20 protein-coding genes are annotated in these 19,348 nt (G+C 68.2%); 6 read left to right on the top strand and 14 right to left on the bottom strand.

Features of this window, described 5'->3' with window-relative positions:
* The 5 genes from guaA to guaB are packed head-to-tail and all read right to left on the bottom strand — an operon-like array spanning position 1 to position 5,440.
* Positions 1-1,563: a glutamine-hydrolyzing GMP synthase gene (gene guaA, locus Q9R14_RS02900; RefSeq protein ID WP_306003446.1), complete on the bottom strand. Its 1,563-nt coding sequence runs from the start codon at positions 1,561-1,563 to the stop codon at positions 1-3.
* The gene (locus tag Q9R14_RS02895) at positions 1,560-2,273 is read right to left on the bottom strand and encodes a 5'-methylthioadenosine/S-adenosylhomocysteine nucleosidase (protein WP_306003445.1); all 714 of its coding nucleotides are present in this window, start codon (positions 2,271-2,273) and stop codon (positions 1,560-1,562) included. The genes guaA and Q9R14_RS02895 overlap by 4 nt, the downstream gene beginning before the upstream one ends.
* A complete protein-coding gene (locus tag Q9R14_RS02890; RefSeq protein WP_306003444.1) occupies positions 2,270-3,571 on the bottom strand; it encodes an RsmB/NOP family class I SAM-dependent RNA methyltransferase in 1,302 nt (433 codons plus the stop codon). The genes Q9R14_RS02895 and Q9R14_RS02890 overlap by 4 nt, the downstream gene beginning before the upstream one ends.
* 9 nt (positions 3,572-3,580) lie before the next feature.
* A complete protein-coding gene (locus Q9R14_RS02885; RefSeq protein ID WP_306003443.1) occupies positions 3,581-3,976 on the bottom strand; it encodes an MAPEG family protein in 396 nt (131 codons plus the stop codon).
* Positions 3,977-3,982: 6 nt separating this feature from the next.
* The gene (guaB, locus tag Q9R14_RS02880) at positions 3,983-5,440 is read right to left on the bottom strand and encodes an IMP dehydrogenase (protein WP_066550937.1); all 1,458 of its coding nucleotides are present in this window, start codon (positions 5,438-5,440) and stop codon (positions 3,983-3,985) included.
* A 127-nt stretch (positions 5,441-5,567) separates the two neighbouring features.
* Here guaB and Q9R14_RS02875 point away from each other — a divergent pair, with 127 nt between their 5' ends.
* A complete protein-coding gene (locus tag Q9R14_RS02875) occupies positions 5,568-6,113 on the top strand; it encodes a DUF2061 domain-containing protein (RefSeq protein WP_161638682.1) in 546 nt (181 codons plus the stop codon).
* 4 nt (positions 6,114-6,117) lie between these two features.
* Here the strand turns inward: Q9R14_RS02875 and Q9R14_RS02870 are convergent, their stop codons facing one another.
* The gene (locus Q9R14_RS02870; RefSeq protein ID WP_055753232.1) at positions 6,118-6,828 is read right to left on the bottom strand and encodes an RlmE family RNA methyltransferase; all 711 of its coding nucleotides are present in this window, start codon (positions 6,826-6,828) and stop codon (positions 6,118-6,120) included.
* A 72-nt stretch (positions 6,829-6,900) separates the two neighbouring features.
* Between Q9R14_RS02870 and Q9R14_RS02865 the strand changes: the two genes are divergently transcribed.
* From Q9R14_RS02865 to Q9R14_RS02855, 3 genes are all read left to right on the top strand, one after another.
* Entirely contained in the window at positions 6,901-7,362 is a 462-nt protein-coding gene (locus Q9R14_RS02865; RefSeq protein ID WP_017504078.1) for a peptidylprolyl isomerase, read from the top strand.
* Positions 7,363-7,431: 69 nt separating this feature from the next.
* A complete protein-coding gene (locus Q9R14_RS02860) occupies positions 7,432-8,529 on the top strand; it encodes a glycosyltransferase family 4 protein (RefSeq protein WP_306003442.1) in 1,098 nt (365 codons plus the stop codon).
* Positions 8,522-9,574: a glycosyltransferase family 1 protein gene (locus Q9R14_RS02855; protein ID WP_306003441.1), complete on the top strand. Its 1,053-nt coding sequence runs from the start codon at positions 8,522-8,524 to the stop codon at positions 9,572-9,574. The genes Q9R14_RS02860 and Q9R14_RS02855 overlap by 8 nt, the downstream gene beginning before the upstream one ends.
* Here the strand turns inward: Q9R14_RS02855 and Q9R14_RS02850 are convergent.
* The 7 genes from Q9R14_RS02850 to Q9R14_RS02820 form a co-directional block, all read right to left on the bottom strand.
* Positions 9,520-10,752, bottom strand: a complete 1,233-nt coding sequence (locus Q9R14_RS02850) for a glycosyltransferase (protein ID WP_306003440.1) — start codon at positions 10,750-10,752, stop codon at positions 9,520-9,522. The two genes, Q9R14_RS02855 and Q9R14_RS02850, sit on opposite strands and share 55 nt — an antisense overlap.
* The gene (locus Q9R14_RS02845; RefSeq protein WP_306003439.1) at positions 10,728-11,966 is read right to left on the bottom strand and encodes an O-antigen ligase family protein; all 1,239 of its coding nucleotides are present in this window, start codon (positions 11,964-11,966) and stop codon (positions 10,728-10,730) included. Before Q9R14_RS02845 ends, Q9R14_RS02850 begins: the two co-directional genes overlap by 25 nt.
* On the bottom strand, positions 11,951-12,865 hold the full coding sequence (locus Q9R14_RS02840) for a glycosyltransferase (RefSeq protein WP_306003438.1): 915 nt from the start codon (positions 12,863-12,865) through the stop codon (positions 11,951-11,953). Before Q9R14_RS02840 ends, Q9R14_RS02845 begins: the two co-directional genes overlap by 16 nt.
* The gene (gene glf, locus Q9R14_RS02835; RefSeq protein WP_306003437.1) at positions 12,862-14,010 is read right to left on the bottom strand and encodes a UDP-galactopyranose mutase; all 1,149 of its coding nucleotides are present in this window, start codon (positions 14,008-14,010) and stop codon (positions 12,862-12,864) included. Before glf ends, Q9R14_RS02840 begins: the two co-directional genes overlap by 4 nt.
* Positions 13,994-15,244 carry an oligosaccharide flippase family protein gene (locus Q9R14_RS02830; protein WP_306003436.1) on the bottom strand — a complete coding sequence of 417 codons (1,251 nt, stop codon included), beginning with the start codon at positions 15,242-15,244 and terminating at the stop codon, positions 13,994-13,996. The genes glf and Q9R14_RS02830 overlap by 17 nt, the downstream gene beginning before the upstream one ends.
* A gap of 103 nt (positions 15,245-15,347) precedes the next feature.
* Positions 15,348-15,761, bottom strand: coding sequence for a DUF2177 family protein (locus Q9R14_RS02825; RefSeq protein ID WP_039245498.1), 414 nt, complete (start codon positions 15,759-15,761; stop codon positions 15,348-15,350).
* An 11-nt stretch (positions 15,762-15,772) separates the two neighbouring features.
* The gene (locus Q9R14_RS02820; protein WP_306003435.1) at positions 15,773-16,798 is read right to left on the bottom strand and encodes a cyclopropane-fatty-acyl-phospholipid synthase family protein; all 1,026 of its coding nucleotides are present in this window, start codon (positions 16,796-16,798) and stop codon (positions 15,773-15,775) included.
* A 344-nt stretch (positions 16,799-17,142) separates the two neighbouring features.
* Here Q9R14_RS02820 and Q9R14_RS02815 point away from each other — a divergent pair, with 344 nt between their 5' ends.
* Entirely contained in the window at positions 17,143-17,868 is a 726-nt protein-coding gene (locus Q9R14_RS02815; protein WP_017504088.1) for a CoA transferase subunit A, read from the top strand.
* 2 nt (positions 17,869-17,870) lie between these two features.
* Positions 17,871-18,527: a 3-oxoacid CoA-transferase subunit B gene (locus Q9R14_RS02810; RefSeq protein ID WP_306003434.1), complete on the top strand. Its 657-nt coding sequence runs from the start codon at positions 17,871-17,873 to the stop codon at positions 18,525-18,527.
* Positions 18,528-18,548: 21 nt separating this feature from the next.
* Here the strand turns inward: Q9R14_RS02810 and Q9R14_RS02805 are convergent, their stop codons facing one another.
* Positions 18,549-19,328 (bottom strand): hypothetical protein, encoded by a 780-nt coding sequence (locus tag Q9R14_RS02805; RefSeq protein WP_306003433.1) that lies wholly within the window; start codon positions 19,326-19,328, stop codon positions 18,549-18,551.
* Positions 19,329-19,348 lie beyond the last annotated feature (20 nt).

The raw sequence follows: 19,348 nt of genomic DNA, 5'->3' as shown, positions 1-19,348 counted from the left end.
TCACTCCCACTCGATCGTCCCGGGCGGCTTGGACGTCACGTCGTAGACGACGCGGTTGACGCCGCGGACCTCGTTGATGATGCGGGTGGCGGTCTTGGACAGGACGTCCCACGGGAACTGGTAGAAGTCGGCGGTCATGCCGTCGGTGGAGGAGACGGCGCGCAGGGCCAGGACCTTTTCATAGGTGCGGGCGTCCCCCATGACGCCGACGGTCTTGACCGGCAGCAGCACGGCGAAGGCCTGCCAGATCTTGTCGTAGAGGCCGGCCTTGCGGATCTCGTCCAGATAGATGGCGTCGGCCTGTTGCAGGGTCTCGACGGCGTCCGGCGTGATCTCGCCGGGGATACGGATGGCCAGGCCCGGTCCGGGGAACGGATGGCGACCCACGAAGGCGTCGCTGAGCCCCAGTTCGCGGCCCAGCGCACGGACCTCGTCCTTGAACAGCTCGCGCAGAGGCTCGACCAGTTTCAGCTTCATATAGTCCGGCAGGCCGCCGACGTTGTGGTGGCTCTTGATGACGTGGGCCTTGCCGCTGGACGAGGAGACGCTCTCGATCACGTCCGGATAGAGGGTGCCCTGCGCCAGGAATTCGGCACCCTCGATCTTGGCGGACTCGCGATCGAACACCTCGATGAACAACCGGCCGATGGTCTTGCGCTTAGTCTCTGGGTCGGAAATCCCGGCCAGTTCGCCCAGAAATTCCTTCGACGCATCAACATGCACCAGCGGGATGTTGTAGTGTTCTCGGAACAGGGTCGTGACCTGGGTCGCCTCGTCCTTGCGAAGCAATCCGGTGTCGACGAAGACGCAGGTCAGCTGATCGCCGATGGCCTCATGGATCAGGACGGCGGCGACCGAGCTGTCGACGCCGCCCGACAGGCCGCAGATAACCTTGGCGTCGCCGACCTGTTCGCGGATCTGGGCGATCTTTTCGTCGCGATAGGCGGCCATGGTCCAGTCGCCCTTCAGCCCGGCGATGCCGTGGGTGAAGTTCTTCAGCATCTGATGGCCGCGCGGGGTGTGCATCACCTCGGGGTGGAACTGCACACCGTAGAAGCGACGGGCCTCGTCGGCGATCACCGCATAGGGTGACCCCTCGGATGAGGCCACCACGTCGAAGCCTTGCGGAATGGCGACGATCTTGTCGCCGTGGCTCATCCAGACCTCTTCGTTCTCGCCGACAGGGGCCAGGTCGGCCAGCAGGGGCGAGGTCTTCTGAATCGTGATCTCGGCGCGGCCGAACTCGCGCGTGTGCCCGCCCTCGACCTTGCCGCCCAGCTGCTCGCACATCGTCATCTCGCCGTAGCAGATGCCCAGAACCGGCACGCCCGCCTCGAACACGCCCTGCGGCGCGCGGGGACTGCCCTCTTCATGCACGCTCTCGGGACCGCCCGACAGGATGATGGCCGCCGGATTCATGGCCGCAAGAGCCGCTTCCGCCTTCTGGAACGGATGGATCTCGCAATAGACGCTGGCCTCGCGCAGGCGCCTCGCGATCAGCTGCGTCACCTGGCTTCCGAAGTCGACGATGAGGACCTTTTGGTGGTCTTGCGGCGTGGTCATGGCGTGATCGAATCCGGGGCAGGAAGTTGGGCGGGGTCTTGGCCGGGCGGGGCCGATATTTCAAGGGCGGGAAGCTCAAGAGCGGCGGGTCCGTCGGCCTCCAGCACGGCGATCAAGCGATCCAGGGCGGCGGCCAGGTTCTCGTCCACATGATGCAGGGTCGAGGTCCAGTCCTCCAAAGCCTTCAACTCGGCGCGACCGTCCGACACGCCGCGTAAGGCGATCAGAGGCACACCGAAGGTCTGGGCGGCGCGGACCAGGGCCCAGGTCTCCATGTCCACCATCTCGGCGTCGATGGCGTCATAGGCGGCGCCGGACACGACGTTGGCCCCCGTCGACAGGGTCGCCGTCGGCACGCCGGGGATCGGGCACGGCAAAGGCAGGACGGCGGGCTGGTCCAGCAAGGGGGTCACGCCCTTCGGAAAACCCAGCGGGCTGGCGTCCATGTCGCGATAGGCGACGGACGCGGCCTGATAGACCGCCGCATGTTCCAGCACCCGCGACCCGCACGAGCCCAGCGATACGATCAGATCCGGCAGATCGCCCGCCACCTCCAGCCGCGCCAGGGCGGCGCCCAGGCTCACGGCGGCCTCAACCGGACCGACGCCGGTCATCAGCGGCGCGATCCGGGCCTGAAGGTGCGGGCCGTATTCAGCAGGCGCGGCCATGACGTAGAGCAGCGAGACCCCGCCATGCCGCGCCAGCTTCATGCCGCGCGCTCGTAGACGGCGGCGAAGAAGCCGTCGGTGTCGGCCGAGGCCGGCGACAGGCGCAGGCGCGCCTCGGACGACAGCTCGGCGAACTTCGCCTGCGCCGCCTGGCTCAGTTGCGGCGCCGACAGGACATCGGTGACGGCGACCGGGCGGAACTCAGGATGTGAAGCCTCGAAGGCGTCCACGCTGGCCTCGTTCTCGCGCGCCAGCATCGAACAGGTGACATAGACCAGACGGCCGCCCGGCTTCACCAGCTTGGTCGCCTGGCTGAGAATACGCACCTGCAGGCCGTGCAGTTTTTCGACCTCCTCGGCCGTCAGACGCCAGGCGTCCTCGGGCCGACGACGCCAGGTGCCAGAGCCCGAACAGGGCGCATCGACGAAGACCAGATCCGCCTGGCCGTTCAGGTCTTCCAGACCGCCGCCATTCTGACCGATCAGGACCAGATCCGCCTCGACGCCCGCACGCTGCAGGCGAGGACGGATGTTCTCCAGCCGCTTGTTGACGACGTCGGAGGCGACCAGCTTGCCCTGCTTTTGCATTGCCTGGGCCAGACCCAGCGTCTTGCCGCCGCCGCCGGCGCAGTAATCCACCACCGTCATGCCGGGTGCGGCGCCCGCCAGCCAGCAGACGACCTGGCTGCCCTCGTCCTGGATTTCGAACCGGCCGGCCTTGAAGCCTTCCAGGGCCTGGATGTTGGGCGGCGGTTCCGACGGCACGCGCAGGCCGACGGCCGACCAGGGCGTGCGCGAAACGTCCAGACCAGCGGCCTTCAGCTCGGCCTCGACCGCATCGATCGTGGCGGCCGCATCATTGACGCGCAGGTCGATGGGCGCGCGCGGCGCCATCAGGGCGTGGGCTTCCTCGGCCCAGCGGTCGCCGAAGGTGGCCTTGAAATCCTCGACCACGAATTCGGGCAGGCCGGCGGCGACCCAGCCCGGCAGTTCGCCCTGCCCCGCCATGATGCGGCTGCGCTCCTGTTTCGACAGGGGCCGAGGGCCATAGCCGTCGCCCGAATGCAGGGCCTCGATCTCTTCCAGCGACAGGCCGTCGATGGCGTGTAGCGAACCGATGACCAGGGCCCGGCCGTCCTCGCGCCCGCCCATGATCCATGACAGGCGGCCGCGCGCGCGCAGCACCTTATAGACCCGGTCGGCGATGGCGCGCCGGTCCTTGGACCCGGCATAGCGGTTGGCCGTGCCCCAGGCCTTCATGACGGCCTCGGCCGGTTGGCGGCCCTGGGCGATGGAGTCCAGGACGGAGGCGGCGGCGGCGAGGCGAGCGGCTGGGGTCAATTCAGGCTTTCAAACGAAGAACAGGGACGCCAGGACCATGACCAGCCCCGCAAGCGAGACCACCCAGACCAGCGACCGGATATAGGGAACGCCGAAGGCGTAAAGCGGCACATAGACCACCCGCCCCCAGAAATAGAGCGCTGCGCCCCACACCGTCAGGGCGCTGGACGCGCCGATGACATGGGCGATCAGCACCGCGCCGATGAATAGCGGCAAAGTCTCGTACAGATTGGCCTCGGCGCGTTCGAGACGGCCGGTCAGCGGCTTTTTCGCCTCCGGCGTCTCGTCGCGCGGACCCGCATTCCATTTCGACCCGAACTCGGCCGTCCGCGCCCCGGCGGGCAGGAAGATCTGAACCAGGGCCAGGATCAGCGTCAGGGCCAGATAGGTGAGTTCGGTCGTCATGGTCGCCTACCCTTGCCGATAGTTGGGCGCTTCACGCGTGATCATCACGTCGTGGACGTGGCTTTCACGCAGACCCGCGCCGGTGATGCGCACGAAGCGGGCGCGTTCCTGGAACTCCGGGATCGTGCCGGCGCCGACATAGCCCATGGAGGCGCGAAGGCCGCCGACCATCTGGTGCAGGACCGGGCTGATCGGCCCCTTGTAGGGGGTCTGACCCTCGATGCCCTCGGGCACCAGCTTCTCGGACGAGACTTCCTTTTGGAAATACCGATCCGCCGAGCCGCGCGCCATGGCCCCGACCGAGCCCATGCCGCGATACGACTTGTAGCTGCGGCCCTGATACAGGAAGACCTCGCCGGGGCTTTCATCCGTGCCGGCGAACATCGAGCCCATCATGGCCACGTTGGCGCCCGCCGCGATGGCCTTCGCCAGGTCGCCCGAATATTTGATGCCCCCGTCCGCGATGACCGAGGCGCCCGTGCCCTTGGCCGCCCGCGCGGAGTCCATCACCGCCGTCAGCTGCGGCACGCCCACGCCGGCGACAATGCGCGTGGTGCAGATGGAGCCGGGACCGATGCCCACCTTCACCGCATCCGCGCCTGCGTCGATCAGAGCCCGCGTCGCATCATAGGTGGCGACATTGCCGGCGATGATCTGCAGCCGGTTGTTCTCGCGCTTGATCCGCTCGACCACCTGGGCGACCGAGGCCGAGTGACCGTGGGCGGTGTCGATCACCACCACGTCGCAACCCGCTTCGGCCAGAGCCATCGCCCGCTCGTAACCGGCGTCCCCGACGGTGGAGGCTGCGCCGACCAGCAGGCGGCCCTGCTCGTCCTTGGCGGCGTTGGGGAAGGCCTGGGCCTTCTCGATGTCCTTCATGGTGATCAGGCCGACGGCCCGATAATCCTCGTCCACCACGATGACGCGTTCGATCTTGCGGGTCTTCAGCAGCTCGCGCGCCTCGTCGCGGCTGGCGCCTTCGCGCACCGTGATCAGGTCGCCGGTGGTCATCAGCGAGGCGGCGGTGACGTTCAGGTCGCTCTCGAAGCGCATGTCGCGGTGGGTCAGCATGCCGACCAGCTTGCCCGTCGCCGGATCCACGACGGGGAAGCCGGTGATCTTCTTGCGCGCAACGATCTCGCGCACTTCGCCCAGCGTCGTCTGCGGGCCGACCGTCACCGGATTGACCACCATCCCGCTCTCATAGCGTTTGACGGCGCGGACCTCGTCGGCCTGCTCCTCTATGGTCATATTGCGGTGCAGCACGCCCAGACCGCCGGACTGCGCCATGGCGATGGCCAGGCGGCTTTCCGTCACCGTGTCCATGGCGGACGACAGCAGCGGTATGTTCAGTTTGATGTCGCGCGTCAGCTGGGTCGAGACATCGACCATCGCCGGCATGAACTCGGATGCGCCGGGTTCCAGCAAAACATCGTCGAAGGTCAGTCCTTCGCGTATCTCCATAGGGAGTCTCCGTTTTGCGGGCCGCGTATAACGGGATGCGGGGGTCGGGGGCAAGGCCGATTGCGGTTATAGGCCCGATAGATTTTATTGCTTTGCAACCCGCAGGGCCGCTCACCATTCTCTCCGCATGGTCGGCGTCATCCTCAGCACCGCGCGCAAACTGGCTCTGAAGATCGCCAGCTATGGCGTCATGCACCTGATCGTCGCCATCCTGGTCGCCTTCGCCATCACCCGCGACTGGCGCATCGCCCTGGCCGTCGGCATGGTCGAGCCGATCTTTCAGACCATCGCCTACACCGTTCACGACCGCGTCTGGCACAAGGTCGAGCGGCGTCGCATGGCCTCCAATATCGAGGAGGCGACCGAGGCCTTCACCGCCCGCCTCGACATCATGTCGCCCGAGGAACAGCGCCGCTCGCACGACGCCCATCACGGCCACAGCCACGCCCTGCCCCGGTCGTTCAAACAGATCGCGCTGAAGACCGTTACCTATGGCGTCATGCACTTCGCCGTGGCGGTCGCCGTCGCCTACGCCCTGACCAACGACATCCGCACCGCGCTGACCATCGGAATGGTCGAGCCTCTGGTGCAGACGCTCTTCTTCACCCTGCACGACCGCATCTGGACCCGCATGGAGGACCGTCGGGCCCGCGCGAGCGCCGCCGCCGCCTGACGCCTCAGCGCTTGTTCAGCGCCACCAGAAACACCTCGGCGCTGTCCTTGCGGCTCGACGCCGGCTTGACGTATTTCACCGTCTCGAACTCCTCGCGCAGCCGCGCCAGAACCCCGCCGGCGTCTCCGCCCTGGAAGTTCTTGGAGACGAAGTTTCCGCCGGGCCGCAGCGTGCGGATGGCGAAGTCGGCGGCGATCTCGATCAGGGCGATGATCTTCAAATGGTCCGTCTGGCGATGCCCGACCGTGTTGTGCGCCATGTCCGACAGCACTAGGTCCGGCGCCCCGCCGATGGCGTCGATCAGCTGCTGGTCCACGCCCGGATGGGTGAAGTCGGCCTGAAGCAGTGTTGCGCCCGGGATCGGCGCGATCATCAGCAGGTCCACGCCCGCCACCGCACCCGCCCCCCGGTTCAACGCCACCTGAACCCAGCCGCCCGGCGCCGCGCCCAGGTCGATGACCTTTGACCCGCGCTTGATCAGCCGGAACTTGTCGTCGATCTCGATCAGCTTGAACGCCGCGCGAGAGCGCCAGCCCTCGGCCCGCGCCTTTTCAGACCATTTGTCCGACAGCTGGCGCTTGATCCATTGCTGGCTCGACATCGACTTGGTGTCGGCCGTCTTCATCTTGGTGCCCATGCCGCGTCCGGCGGCGGTCCCGCCGGTGGGCGGTTTCACCATCCGGCGGCGCTCTTGGGGCTTTTCGTCTTCGCTCATCGTTCCCACATAGCCCCGACCGGCGTTGCGGGCTATGTCCCGCCTCAAATCAACCCAAAGAGGACGACCGACATGGCCGACACCCTGACCTTCACCCTGGACACCGGCGACGGCGAAGCCCGCGACGTGGTCATCAAGCTGCGCCCCGACCTGGCTCCCGGCCACGTCGAACGCATCACCGAACTGGCCAAGGAAGGCTTCTACGACGGCGTGGTCTTCCACCGCGTGATCCCGGGCTTCATGGCCCAGGGCGGCGATCCGACCGGCACCGGCACCTCGGGCTCCAAGAAGCCGAACCTGAAGGCCGAGTTCTCGGCCGAGCCGCACGTGCGCGGCGTCTGCTCGATGGCCCGCACCTCGGACCCCAACAGCGCCAACTCGCAGTTCTTCATCGTCTTCGACGACGCCACCTTCCTGGACCGCCAGTACACCGTCTGGGGCCAGGTCGAATCGGGCATGGAACACGTCGACGCCCTGCCCAAGGGCGAGCCGCCGCGCAGCCCCGGCAAGATCGTCAAGGCGACAGTCAACTAAGCACGCAATCTTGACGTTTCTCGATGATGGCTTTCAGTTGCAACGCTGGGCCATCGTCGGGGGACGACATTGCGCATTCTTCTGGTCATCGAGCCGTCCGGCGGCGGCTCGGGGCGTCATGTGGTCGATCTGGCCCGCGCCCTGATCGGAAGCGGCCATCAGGTATCCCTGATCTGGTCGCCACGCCGCGCCGAGCCTTGGTTCGAGGCCGCGGTCGCCGCCCTTCCCCTCCACGCCAATGAACCCTTGCCGACGAGGCGCAGCGTCGGACCGTGGGACGTCGCCACTCTTCACGCCCTGAACCACCTGATCGCCCGCCTCGGCCCGTTCGAGATCGTTCACGGCCACAGCGCCAAGGCCGGCGCGCTGGTCCGGCTGGCCCACGCGCCCGGCGCCGCCAGGATCTACACCCCTCACGCCCTGCCGATGATGGGCCCGGCTAGCCTGGCGACGATCATCGCCGGCGCAACCGAGGCCTTGTTGGCCCGGTCCGGCGACGCCGTCATCGCCGTCTCTGAGGAGGAGGCCGCCGTCGCCCGTCGCTGGGGGCTCGGCGGACACCGCCTGCACGTCGTCCCCAACGGCTTGGCCGCGCCGCCCGCCAACGATCGTCTCGCCGCCCGGCAAGCCCTCGGCGTTCCCGACGACGCTCTGGTCGTCGGCTTCGTCGGCCGGCTTTGCGCTCAGAAAGACCCCGTCCGGTTCGCCCAGGCCGTCCGCCGGGCGAACGCCATCGATCCGCGCATCACCGGCGTCATGATCGGCGACGGCGATCTGGCCCCGTCGATCAGGACCGCCGGCGGCGACGCCCTTCGTCTGCTGGGCGTACGCGACGCCGGGCCGTTGATGGCGGGCTTCGATCTGTTCGCCATGACCAGCCGTTACGAGGCCGATTCCTACGCCATGATCCACGCGGCCGCCCTGGGCCTGCCGATCGTCTGCACCGACGTCGGCGGGATCGGGCGTCTGATCCAGGCCGGCGCGCGCATCGACCGCCTGCCCGTCGACGCCTCGCCCGATCATCTGGCCGAGGCGATGCGCGCCGCGCTGGTCAGCCGCGTCGTTCCCCTGCCGATCGCGCCGGGCCTGCTGTCCGCCTCACGCATGGCCGAACAGACGGTCCGAATCTACCGCGACGCCTTCGCCCGTCGACGCCTGGGTGGCTGAGCCCGTCTTCATCAACGGCCGATTCCTGACCCAGCCGATGAGCGGGGTTCAGCGCTATGCGCGTCAGATCGTCCGCGCCCTGGATCAGCGTCCCGGCGCCGCCGACCGCTACGTCATATTGACGCCCCCCGGCGCCGAGAACCTGAACCTGCTCAACATCCCGACCCGCACGATCGGGCGCACTGACGGCCATCTTTGGGAACAGACCGCCCTGGCCTGGACCGCGCGCCACGGCCGCCTGCTGTCGTTAGGCGGTTCGGGCCCGGTGCTGCACCGGCGGCAAATCGCCGTCATCCACGACGCCGCCGTCTTTCGTCATCCCGAGCATTTCCGAACCGGCTACGCCACCTTTCACCGCACCCTGAACAGGGCGCTCGCGCGCCGGGCGCGGCTGGTCACCGTCTCTGCGTTTTCCCGGCGCGAGTTGGCCTCGGTCCTGAACCTGTCGCCTGACAGCGTCGCCGTCGCCCCGAACAGCGCCGACCATCTTCGCAACATCGCGCCAGACCCGGCCGTCATCGAACGCCTCGGTCTGACGATGCGCCCCTACTTCGTGGCCCTGGGCAATCTGACGCCGAACAAGAACCTCGCCGTCGCCATCCGCGCCCTCTCCCGTCTTGCCGACCCTGCCGTTCGGCTGCTCCTCATCGGCGACCGACCCGCCGTCTTCGACCGTTCCGCCTTTCCGGCCGACCCGCGCGTGATCTTCGCCGGCCGTCGCTCGGACGCAGAGGTCGCCGCCCTGCTCGGCGGCGCGCAGGCGCTCGTTTTTCCCAGCCTCTACGAAGGCTTCGGCATTCCGCCGCTGGAGGCGATGGCCCTCGGCTGTCCGGTCATCGCCTCCGACATCCCCGCCACGCGCGAGGTCTGCGCCGACGCAGCCCTCTATTTCGACCCTGCCGACGACGCAGCCCTAGCCGCCCATATGGCTGACCTGCTCAGCCGACCGGATGTCGCCCGCCGCGACGCCGGCCTTCGCCGCGCCGATCGTTACGCCTGGTCCCGCTCGGCCGAAATCATCGAAGACCTTCTGCTCAGCACCTGACGATAGACGGCCCTGTGCGCCTCGACGATCGATGCCTCGGTCCAAGCCGGCGCACCGACCGCCGCGAAACGCCAGCGTCCCGCCTCGTCCACCGCTCCCTGCATCGCCGCCGTCAGCGCACCCGCATCCCCCGGCTCGATCAGGGCCGACATGCCCGCCCACTGCACCGCCTCCGACAAGCCGCCGATGCGGGACGCGATCACACCCCGTCTTTGCTGAACCGCCTCCGCGACGCTGCGTCCGAACGGCTCGGCCCACACCGCCGGCGCGACCAGCACATCCACCTTGGGCCAGAACGCCTCCGCCTCAACCTGCCCCAGCCAGACGATGCGCGGATCCTCATAAGTCCGCCTCAACGCCTGCACGTAATCCGCCTCGCCCCGCCCGGCGATCATCAGCCTCCAGTCGCCGTCCAACCCCCTCGTCGCCGCCAGCAGAATCTCGATGCCCTTTTCCGGTTCGATCCGCCCCAGAAACCCGAACCGCATCGTCGGCGTCTCGGCCAGCGATGGCTTCGGCGCGATCGCCGCCGCACCCGCCGCATTGCCGATCACCGACCCCGGCGTCCGCCAAAAATAGCCCGCCGCCCGATGCGTCTCCAGCACAGGGCCGCTCAGGCCGATGACATGATCCACCCCTTGCGACCGCGCCCGCTTGCCCGCCGTCAGCAACACGCACGACCCACACCGCCGCTCGCAACGCCGTCCGCGCCGAAACAGCGACGCCCGCGCGCACAGCATCGACCAATCCCTCAGCGTCTGCACCAGCGGCAGGTCCCGCTGCGCCGCCGCGCGATAGACCGACAGTGAAAACCCCGTCGTCAGGTGCAGATGGATCAAATCCGGCCGCACCCGCGCGACCGCCCGATCCACCGCCTGATCCATCAGCGGATTGGCCGCCTCCAGCCCATGCCAGACCGCCCGCCGGACCGCCGACCGCCGCGCGCCGTCATAGGGCCAGTACAGGTTTCGCAAAGGCAGGCGCTGCACGGGCACGCCGTCGATCCGCTCCTTCACCGCCTCGCGCCCCGGCGTCAGCGTCAGCACGGACGCCTCCACGCCCGCCCGTCTCAGCCCCTGGGCCAACTGCGCCACGCTGCGTTCCGCCCCGCCGACCTGCGCCGGCGGATATAGGGTGTTGACGATCAGCACCCTCACGGCGCCAGCGGCCTTCGCCACGCCAGGGCGCCCGCCAGACAGCACAGGAAGACCATCCCCGCCCCCTGCGTCAGGTCCTCGCCGAACATCGCCGCCAGCACATAGACCGACAGCGGCGTCAGCGTGTCCAGCCGCGCCGCCGACGCCAGATGCAGCCCCAGCAGCACCAGCGCGCTCACCACGCCCGCCGTCCGCGCCGTGAACAGATAGCCGTTGTGGCTGACCGACAGCGCCCGAAACGCCCCCATCTCGTCCGCCGACGACCACCCCGCCCCCATCGGCCGCTCCTCGACCAGATCGACCGTCCGCCGCCAGGTCAGCATCCGTCCTGCCAGATTGTCCTGCAGCGCCGTCCTTTCGAACCGTCCCGCAAACCGGCCGCCGTCGAGATTGAACCGCCCCGCCTGCACAGCCGCCACGCCCGCCGCCAGCACGCAGACTGCCAGCACAAGTCTCAGCGGGCGAACCCGCTCGCGCCAGCGCCAGCCGACGATTATCCTCGCCAGCCCCGCCAGCATCGCCGCCATCATGCCGCCCCGCGACAGGGTGCTGACGAACCCTAGAACCGCCACCCCGACGCCGCCCCAGGTCGTCGCGCGCCGCGTCCAGCGCGGTCCCGCCAGCATCACGCCGGCCGGGACCGCCAGTCCGATCATCGCCATCGCCGCATTCGGATGCTCGGCCAGGGTCGTCAGCCGCACCTGAGCGGCCGTCGTGGTCACCGTCGCGCGCGGCGACGCCAGCCCCACGGCCTGCAAAGGCTCCAACCCCACCAGCATCGCCAGCCCGTAGGTCGCCAGATGACACGCCGCGCCCGCCAGCACGGCCCAGAGGAACAGCCGCCGCCGTCGCTCGTCCCTGAGGATCAGGCTCGCCACAGCCGGCGCCGCCAGCGCCGAGGCGATCCACCGAAACCAGAAGGCCGCATCCCCGACGTTCAGCCGGTCGCCGCCCTGCGCGACCTGCACCAGCAGCGTCATCGCCAAAAAGCCGCCCGCGACCACGCCCCCCGCCCTCAGAACCGGCGCCATGCCTCGCCACGTCACAGCCGCCAATGGCACAGCAACCGCCAGCGCCAGATCGCCCAGCCGCGGCCCGCTGACCTGCCCCGGCGTCAGAAACAGCGGCAAGGTCACGCCCAGGCCCAGCAGACTTAGCGCCACCCGCTCATAGGCCGCGCGCACCTGCGACCACCGCAGCGTCCCGCCCCGCGATGCGGTCAGGACGGCCTGCAATGCTCGACCTCCGGATCGAACCGCGCCCCGTCAACCACGCCCGCGACCAGCACCCCGGCCTGTCGCCAGCTTCCGCCCAGCGCCAGCCGCCCCGCCAGCCTCAGCCGCGAGGCGGCATAGCGCAGCGCCGAGCGCCGCCCCTCGTGCCGCCGCTTGGCCAGGATGACGTTGCGCGTCAGATAGCGATGCAGCCGTTCGCGCCGCGCATCCGGCTCGGTCTCGATGGTCAGCCGTCCCGGCGTCGCGCGCACATGCTCGACCCGGCTGGCCGCGACCAGATAGCCCGGCGCCTCGCGCGACAGCCGCAGCGTATATTCCGTATCGTCGCCCCAGATGAACATGGGCGCCAGCGGCAGGCCGTGCCGCATGACCGCCGTCCGGCTGACCAGCACCGACACGAACGTCGCCTGCCTCACAGGCGCCATCCCCTGCTCCAGCCGCTCGCCCCAGGCCGGATAGCCCAGCACATTCTCGCGCTGGTCGATCTCGGGCGTATTGGTCAGATGCCCCTCAGGCGACCGCACGCTGGAACACAGGAAGGCCGGCACGACGCCCTCATCCGCCAGCCCCGCTTCCGCCGCCAGCAAGGCCTCCAGCGCATCCGGCGCCGCCAGCACGTCGTCGTCCATCAGCCAGACCCGGTCGGCCCCCGCCTCGATCGCCGCGCGGATTCCGGCGTTGAAGCCGCCCGCCCCGCCGGTGTTGACCGGCATCCGCACCACCATCGCCTGCCCCGCCCAGGCGTCGGCCAGCATTTCGGCCGTGCCGTCGTCGCTGGCGTTGTCGACCACCACAACCCCGTCGCAATGCCGCGTCTGGGCGATCAGATGCGCCAGACATTGCTCCAGCAGCGCGCGCCGGTTCCACGTCACCACCACGGCCCACACCGACGGCTTCACGCGGCTATCCTGGCGATGGCCGGCGCCAGCGACTTCTCGACCAGGCTCAGCGCCCGCCCGACCGCCTGATCCATGTTGTAATACTGGAAATCCGCCAGCCGACCGGCGAACCAGACCTTGCCCGCCAGCGTCGCCGCCATCGCGCGATATTGCCCCGCCAACTGTCGCGAAGCCTCCGTCAGGATCGGATAATAGGGGTCGTTCACGCCCGCCTCACAAGACATCGGATATTCGGTCACCGTCGCCGTCGTCGGGCCCCGCTCGCCGGTCAGGTGGCGGAAATCCGTGATGCGGGTGAAGTCGAAGTCATTGGGATAGTTGACCGTCCCGACCGGCAGGCCGTCCTCGACGTTCACGACCTGATGGTCGAACCGCACGCTGCGATAGGGCAAGGCCCCGACCGACCGACCGAAATAGTCGTCCAGCGCGCCGCAATAGACCATCCGGTCCCACGCCCCCGCCTGCACCTGCTCCATCGGCGTATTCAGCGACACCGTGATGTTCGGATGGTCCAGCATCCGCTGGAACAGCGCCCCATAGCCGTCGCGCGGCATGGCCTGATAGCGGTCGACGAAATAGCGGTCGTCCCGGCTGACCGCGATCGGCACCCGCGCGGTGACCGAGGCGTCCAGCGCCTCGACCGGCAGGTCCCACTGTTTGGCGGTGTATCCAGCGAACACCTTGTCGAAGACATAGTCCCCCAGCCGCCTCAGATCCGGATCGTCCCCCGCCTGTCGCAGGTCATGGATGCTGGGCCGCGCCCCGAAACCGAACCGCTGGACCAAGGCCTGCGTCATCCGCTCGGCTATCGCGGCGGGAAACAGCGTCTCGATCGAATCCAGATTGAACGGCAGCGGAACCCGTCGCCCGTCCACCTGCCCCTGGACCCGATGGGCGTATGGCCGCCATGCCGTAAACTGGCTCAGATAGGCGAAGATGCGCGCGCTGTTGGTGTGGAACACGTGCGGACCATAGGGATGGATCAGCCGCCCGCCCGCATCGCGCCGGTCGTGCGCATTGCCGCCGACGTGGTCACGCCGATCGATCACCAGCACGCTCTGGTCCAGCCCGCGCGCCAGCCGTTCGGCGACCACCGCCCCGGTGAAACCGGCGCCGACGATCAGCCAGTCATATCGCCGGGACATCGCGCCTCCCGCCGGTCTGGAACAGCGCGCTCCAATGCGCCCTCAACCCGATCAGACAGGCCACGACCACCGCCGCCTCGCCGACGATCCGCGCGCCCGCCATGCCGGCCGCGCCAAGACCGGGCGCCAACATCACCGACGACCCCAACGTCGCGACACAACCCAGCGCCACGATCAGCGCGAACCGTCCATCCATCCGCAGCGGGTTCATCAGATGCAGCCCCAGCACCTGGCTGACGGCCACCAGCGGCAGCACCCAGACCAACATACGCAGCACCTCGACGGCGCCCGCAAACCCCGGCCCGAACAACAGACGGATCAGCGGCGGCGCCGTCAGCGATAGCGCTGCTGCCAGCAGCACGAACGCTCCCGTCGATGCGGCCAGCGTCCACCGCGCCGTGCGAAACGCCGCCGCCGGATCCTGTCCCAGCAGTCCGGCGATCCGGGGCGCAATCAGACCGGCCAGCGGCCGCATCAGCGACCCGGACGCCGCGACCAGCCGGTCCGCCGCCCCGTAAAGCGCCGCCTGCGCCGGCCCGGCCAGCGCCGCAACGACCAGGACGCCCGCCCCCGTATAGGCGACGATCACCGCCCGACCGGCGAACAGCGGACCGCCCTGGATCAGGACGCGCCTCACAAAGCCCCGCTCCAGCGCCTGAACCGTCTGCCGTCGCAGCAGCAGGACGCCGATCGTGACCAAGCCGGCCCAGACGCCGCCCGCCTGAACGGCCAACGCCCCGCCGATACTCAAGTCGGGCAGCGCCAGAACGACGCCTGTCGCGGCCAGGGCGAAGCCAACCTCCAACATCGCCGCCGGACCAGGATCGCGAATACCCTGAAAGAACCACAGCAGGCTGGCTCCCTGCCCGATCCCCAGCACGACCGCCATGGCCACGACGCCGCTCGCTCCTTCCAGAACCGGATTGAAGGCCGCCAGACCGACGCCGACCGCAGCGGCGGGCAGGATCAGCACGCCGCGCATCGCCAGGGCCTGACCGACTATGACGCCGCGCCCTTCGACCGCTCCGGCGATGTCGCGCGGCCCCGACAGCGATTGCCCGTAATCCACGACTACCGACACGACCAAGGCCAGGGCGATGGCCGAGGCGAACACCCCGAACCCTTCCAGCCCCAGTCGTCGCGTCAGAACCGGATAGAGCAGCAGCGGCGAGACATAGCGGGCGACGTGCGCGCCATAGACCCAGCCCGCATCGGCCGCGCCCCGCGCCGACATCAATCGGTGCTTGCCATCCCCCAACTGTCGCCCCCGCGATCAACCCTGGCGCGAGATTTAGACACGCAAGGTCGCAATCGCAAGCGCGGGGCGGTCGGGCGGCTCAGCCGAAACGGCCCTCGGCCCAACGCGCAGCGAAATAGCCGCCGGTCGCCGACAGCATCGTCAGGGTCGTGCCCCAGATCAGGTCGATGATCGTCAGCTTGGTCTGCCACACCGCCAACGTCGCCTGATTGGTCAGGTCGTAGGTGGCGTAGGCGACGAAGCCCAGCACCGCCCCGTTGATCGCCGCCCGCGTCCAGTTCCCTTCCTTCAGGGCCGGCGCAATCGCCAGGAACACGGTCCCGGCGATGGAGATGAGATAGAAGGCGACCGCCGCCTTCATGTCCGGCTTGTCGGCCATGATCGGCCCGATGACGGGCTTGTACAGCCGGTTCGTCATGGTGGTCAGCCAGACGAAATCGATGGCTGCAAAGGTCAGGCCGGCCCCGAGATAGGCCGCGACATATTTGATCATCCTCGTCTCCCTTAAGCCGGCTTCAGTCGATAGTGGCTGACCGCCCAGGTGCGGCCCTCGTCGTTTCTGAACAGACCGGCCGTCGCCAGATAGAACCGCCGCCAGCGACGGGTCCAAAGTTTGGCGTCGTCGCCATAGGTCTCACGCATCAACACCGCGATCCGCGCGGCGTTCCGGTCCATGTTCGCCAGCCAATCGTTGGCGGTCTTCGCATAGTGCCCCCCGTTCCAGGTCCATTCCTGCTCGACCGAGAAAAGGTCCGGAAACTGTCGGATCAGGCCGTGGCTGGGCATGACCCCGCCGGTGAAGAAGTGCTGGGCGATGAAGTCGCCGCTGTCGGTGTGATCGAACCGATAGGGCGCGTTGCGGTGTGTGAAGACGTGGATGAACATCCGCCCCTCCGGCGTCAGCCAGCGTCTCGCCTTGGTCAGCAGGGCACGCCAGTTTGCCATATGCTCGAACATCTCGACCGAGACGATGCGGTCGAACCGCTGCTCGGTGTCGAAGGCGTTCATGTCCTGGGTGATGACCGTCAGATTGGTCAGGCCCCGCGCCGCCGCCTGGGCTTCGATATGGCCGCGCTGGCCGTGGCTGTTCGACACCGCCGTGATCTTCGCGTTCGGATAGGTCTCGGCCATCCACAGCGACAGCGAGCCCCAGCCGCAGCCCATCTCCAGAATCGTCTGACCATCCTTCAGATCGGCATGGGCGCAGGTCTCGGCCAGCGCCGCCTCCTCCGCCTGATCCAGCGTCTCGCGGCCTGTGGGATAGAGGCAGCAGGAGTATTTCAGCCGCTTGCCCAGGCACAACTGGAAGAACTCGGGCGGCAGTTCGTAATGCTGCTGGTTCGCCGCATCCGTATGTTCGGCGATGGCGCGCTGGGCCATTTCGCGCGCAAAGGCCGCCTCGTCATGCGGCCCGTCGCGATCCAGACGCTTTCTGGCCTCCGTCACCAGGCTGTCGATCGCCGGACGCGTCACGAAGTCCGGGAACGGCGCGTCCTGAAGCTGGCGAATGGCGACATTGGTCAGGTTCATCGGCGTCCTCGATCGTCGGATCTTGCTGCAGGCTTGACTGCAATACGACGCCTCGGCCCCGATGGATGCCTGATGGATATCTGCCCCCCTTGAACACAACCCAAGCGATGCCGACATCCGCCTCCCGCGACGACTGATTCCGTAGAAAGTGCACCGATTGCACTCTCTTTTTCGAACCCAGTTCGGCGTGATTTCAGACGAATTAGACGAATTAGACTCTGTTTTTCGCCTTCACCGTCTGAAATCGCCGCGTCGGATCGACGCCGCGTCTTGCCCCCCGCCCGCCCCCGCGTTAGGCGTGGTCAAAAGCCGATATTCATCAGGCAGTGAAAAAAGGGAGAGCGATGGGAAAGATCTACGCTGACGTCACGTCCGCGCTGGAGGGCCTGACCTTCGACGGCATGACGGTCATGTCCGGCGGCTTTGGCCTGTGCGGCATCCCCGAGAACCTGATCGCCGCCCTGCGCGACAGCGGCGTCAAGGGCCTGACGGTCATCTCCAACAACGCCGGCGTCGACGGCTTCGGCCTGGGCCAGCTCCTGGGCACCCGCCAGATCGCCAAGATGATCAGTTCTTACGTCGGCGAGAACAAGGAGTTCGAGCGCCAGTATCTCGCCGGCGAGTTGGAGCTGGAGTTCAACCCCCAAGGCACCCTCGCAGAGCGCATCCGCGCCGGCGGCGCGGGCATCCCCGCCTTCTTCACCGCCACCGGCGTCGGCACCCTGGTCGCCGAGGGCAAGGAGGTGCGCAACTTCAACGGCCGCGACTACGTCATGGAAACGGGCCTCGTGGCCGACCTGTCCATCGTCAAGGCCTGGAAGGCCGACGAGCGCGGCAACCTGGTGTTCCGCAAGACCGCCCGCAACTTCAACCCCATGATGGCCACGGCCGGCAAGGTCACGGTCGTCGAGGTCGAAGAGATCGTCCCCGTCGGTTCGCTGGATCCCGACCACATCCACACGCCGGGCGTCTACGTCGACCGCCTGGTCCAGACCGTGTCCGAAAAGCGCATCGAACAGCGCACCGTCCGTCAACGTGCCGCCGGCGCCGCCGCCGGATCGGAGGTCTGATCATGCCCCGCACCCGCGAACAACTCGCCGAACGCGCCGCCCAGGAACTGCAGGACGGCTTCTATGTGAACCTGGGCATCGGCATCCCGACCCTGGTCGCCAACTACATCCCCGCCGGCATGACCGTGACCCTGCAATCTGAGAACGGCATGCTGGGCATGGGCCCCTTCCCCTATGAAGGCGACGAGGACCCCGACCTGATCAACGCCGGCAAGCAGACGATCACCGAGATCCCGGAGTCATCCTACTTCTCCAGCGCCGACAGCTTCGCCATGATCCGTGGCGGTCACATCAACCTGTCCATCCTGGGCGCCATGGAAGTGGCCGAGAACGGCGACATCGCCAACTGGATGATCCCCGGCAAGCTGGTGAAGGGCATGGGCGGCGCCATGGACCTGGTCGCGGGCGTCAAGCGCGTCGTCGTGGTCATGGAACACGCCAACAAGCACGGCCAGTCCAAGGTGCTGAAAGCCTGCACCCTGCCCCTGACCGGCACCGGCGTCGTCAGCCGCATCATCACCGACTTGGCCACCTTCGACGTCAAGCCGGACGGCGCGGGCCTCGAACTGATCGAACTCGCCGACGGCGTCACCCTGGACGAGGTCGCCGCCAAGACCGAGGCGGCCTATACCGTCGCACCGGGCCTGCAAGCCGCCTGACCGGCCTGTCGCCGCCTCGGTTTACCGGGGCGGCGCTGGCTCCAGCCGGCGATAGGCCGCGCCGACGAAGGCCGTCGTCAGCGGCGCCTGTAAGCCCGTCAGCACGACGGCGAAGACCACCCAGCCCACCGTCCCCGACAGCAGCCCCGCGCCCCACAGCAACACCAGCGCGATTTTCGGCGCTGCCGTCACGACAAGCCCGACCAGCAGGGGCCAGAAGCCGCCGCGCGCGATGCTCATGCTCTGCAACGACACCATCTGCCCGCGCCCGATCGTCGCCGGCGCGAACAGGGACAGGCGCACCGCGAAGGCGATGACAGCGAACAGGGCGAAGGCTGTGACGACCGCCAGCAGGGTCAACTTCCATGCCGGCCCCACCGCGCTCCACTGGCGCATCTCGATGGCCCGGGCGTTCAACTCAGCCATGCCGAACACGGCCAACAGGACCAGGGCCACGACCGACAGGATCATGGCGAGAAAGATCGCGCAAAGCAGGCCCGCGCCCAGCAGCCGCACCTCCGGTCGTCCGAACTGCAACCCGACCGGCCCCAGGCCCAGCCGTCGCGCCCCGGCCAGATCGTCGGTGATGGCGATCCGCGCCAGCGCGCCCGCCAGCACCAGCGTCGAGGCCAGAGCGCACGCCGCCCAGATCAGGCCCGCCGGGCCCGTCGCCAGCGGCTTGAGGCTCCAGACCACGGCCGCCAGCACGATCGCGCCGCAAGCCCCGCGCCACAGGCGAGGCAGGGCGCGGGCCGCCGCCGACAGCGTCTCGCCCAGTCGCAAAATCCGATGCTGGCTCAATCGACGCCCCCAATGACCGG

The organism is Brevundimonas sp. C43 (genome assembly GCF_030732185.1).
GTDB lineage: Bacteria > Pseudomonadota > Alphaproteobacteria > Caulobacterales > Caulobacteraceae > Brevundimonas > Brevundimonas diminuta_C.
The sequence above is the reverse complement of the archived record's forward strand: the minus strand, read 5'-3'. Positions and strand labels throughout refer to the sequence as shown.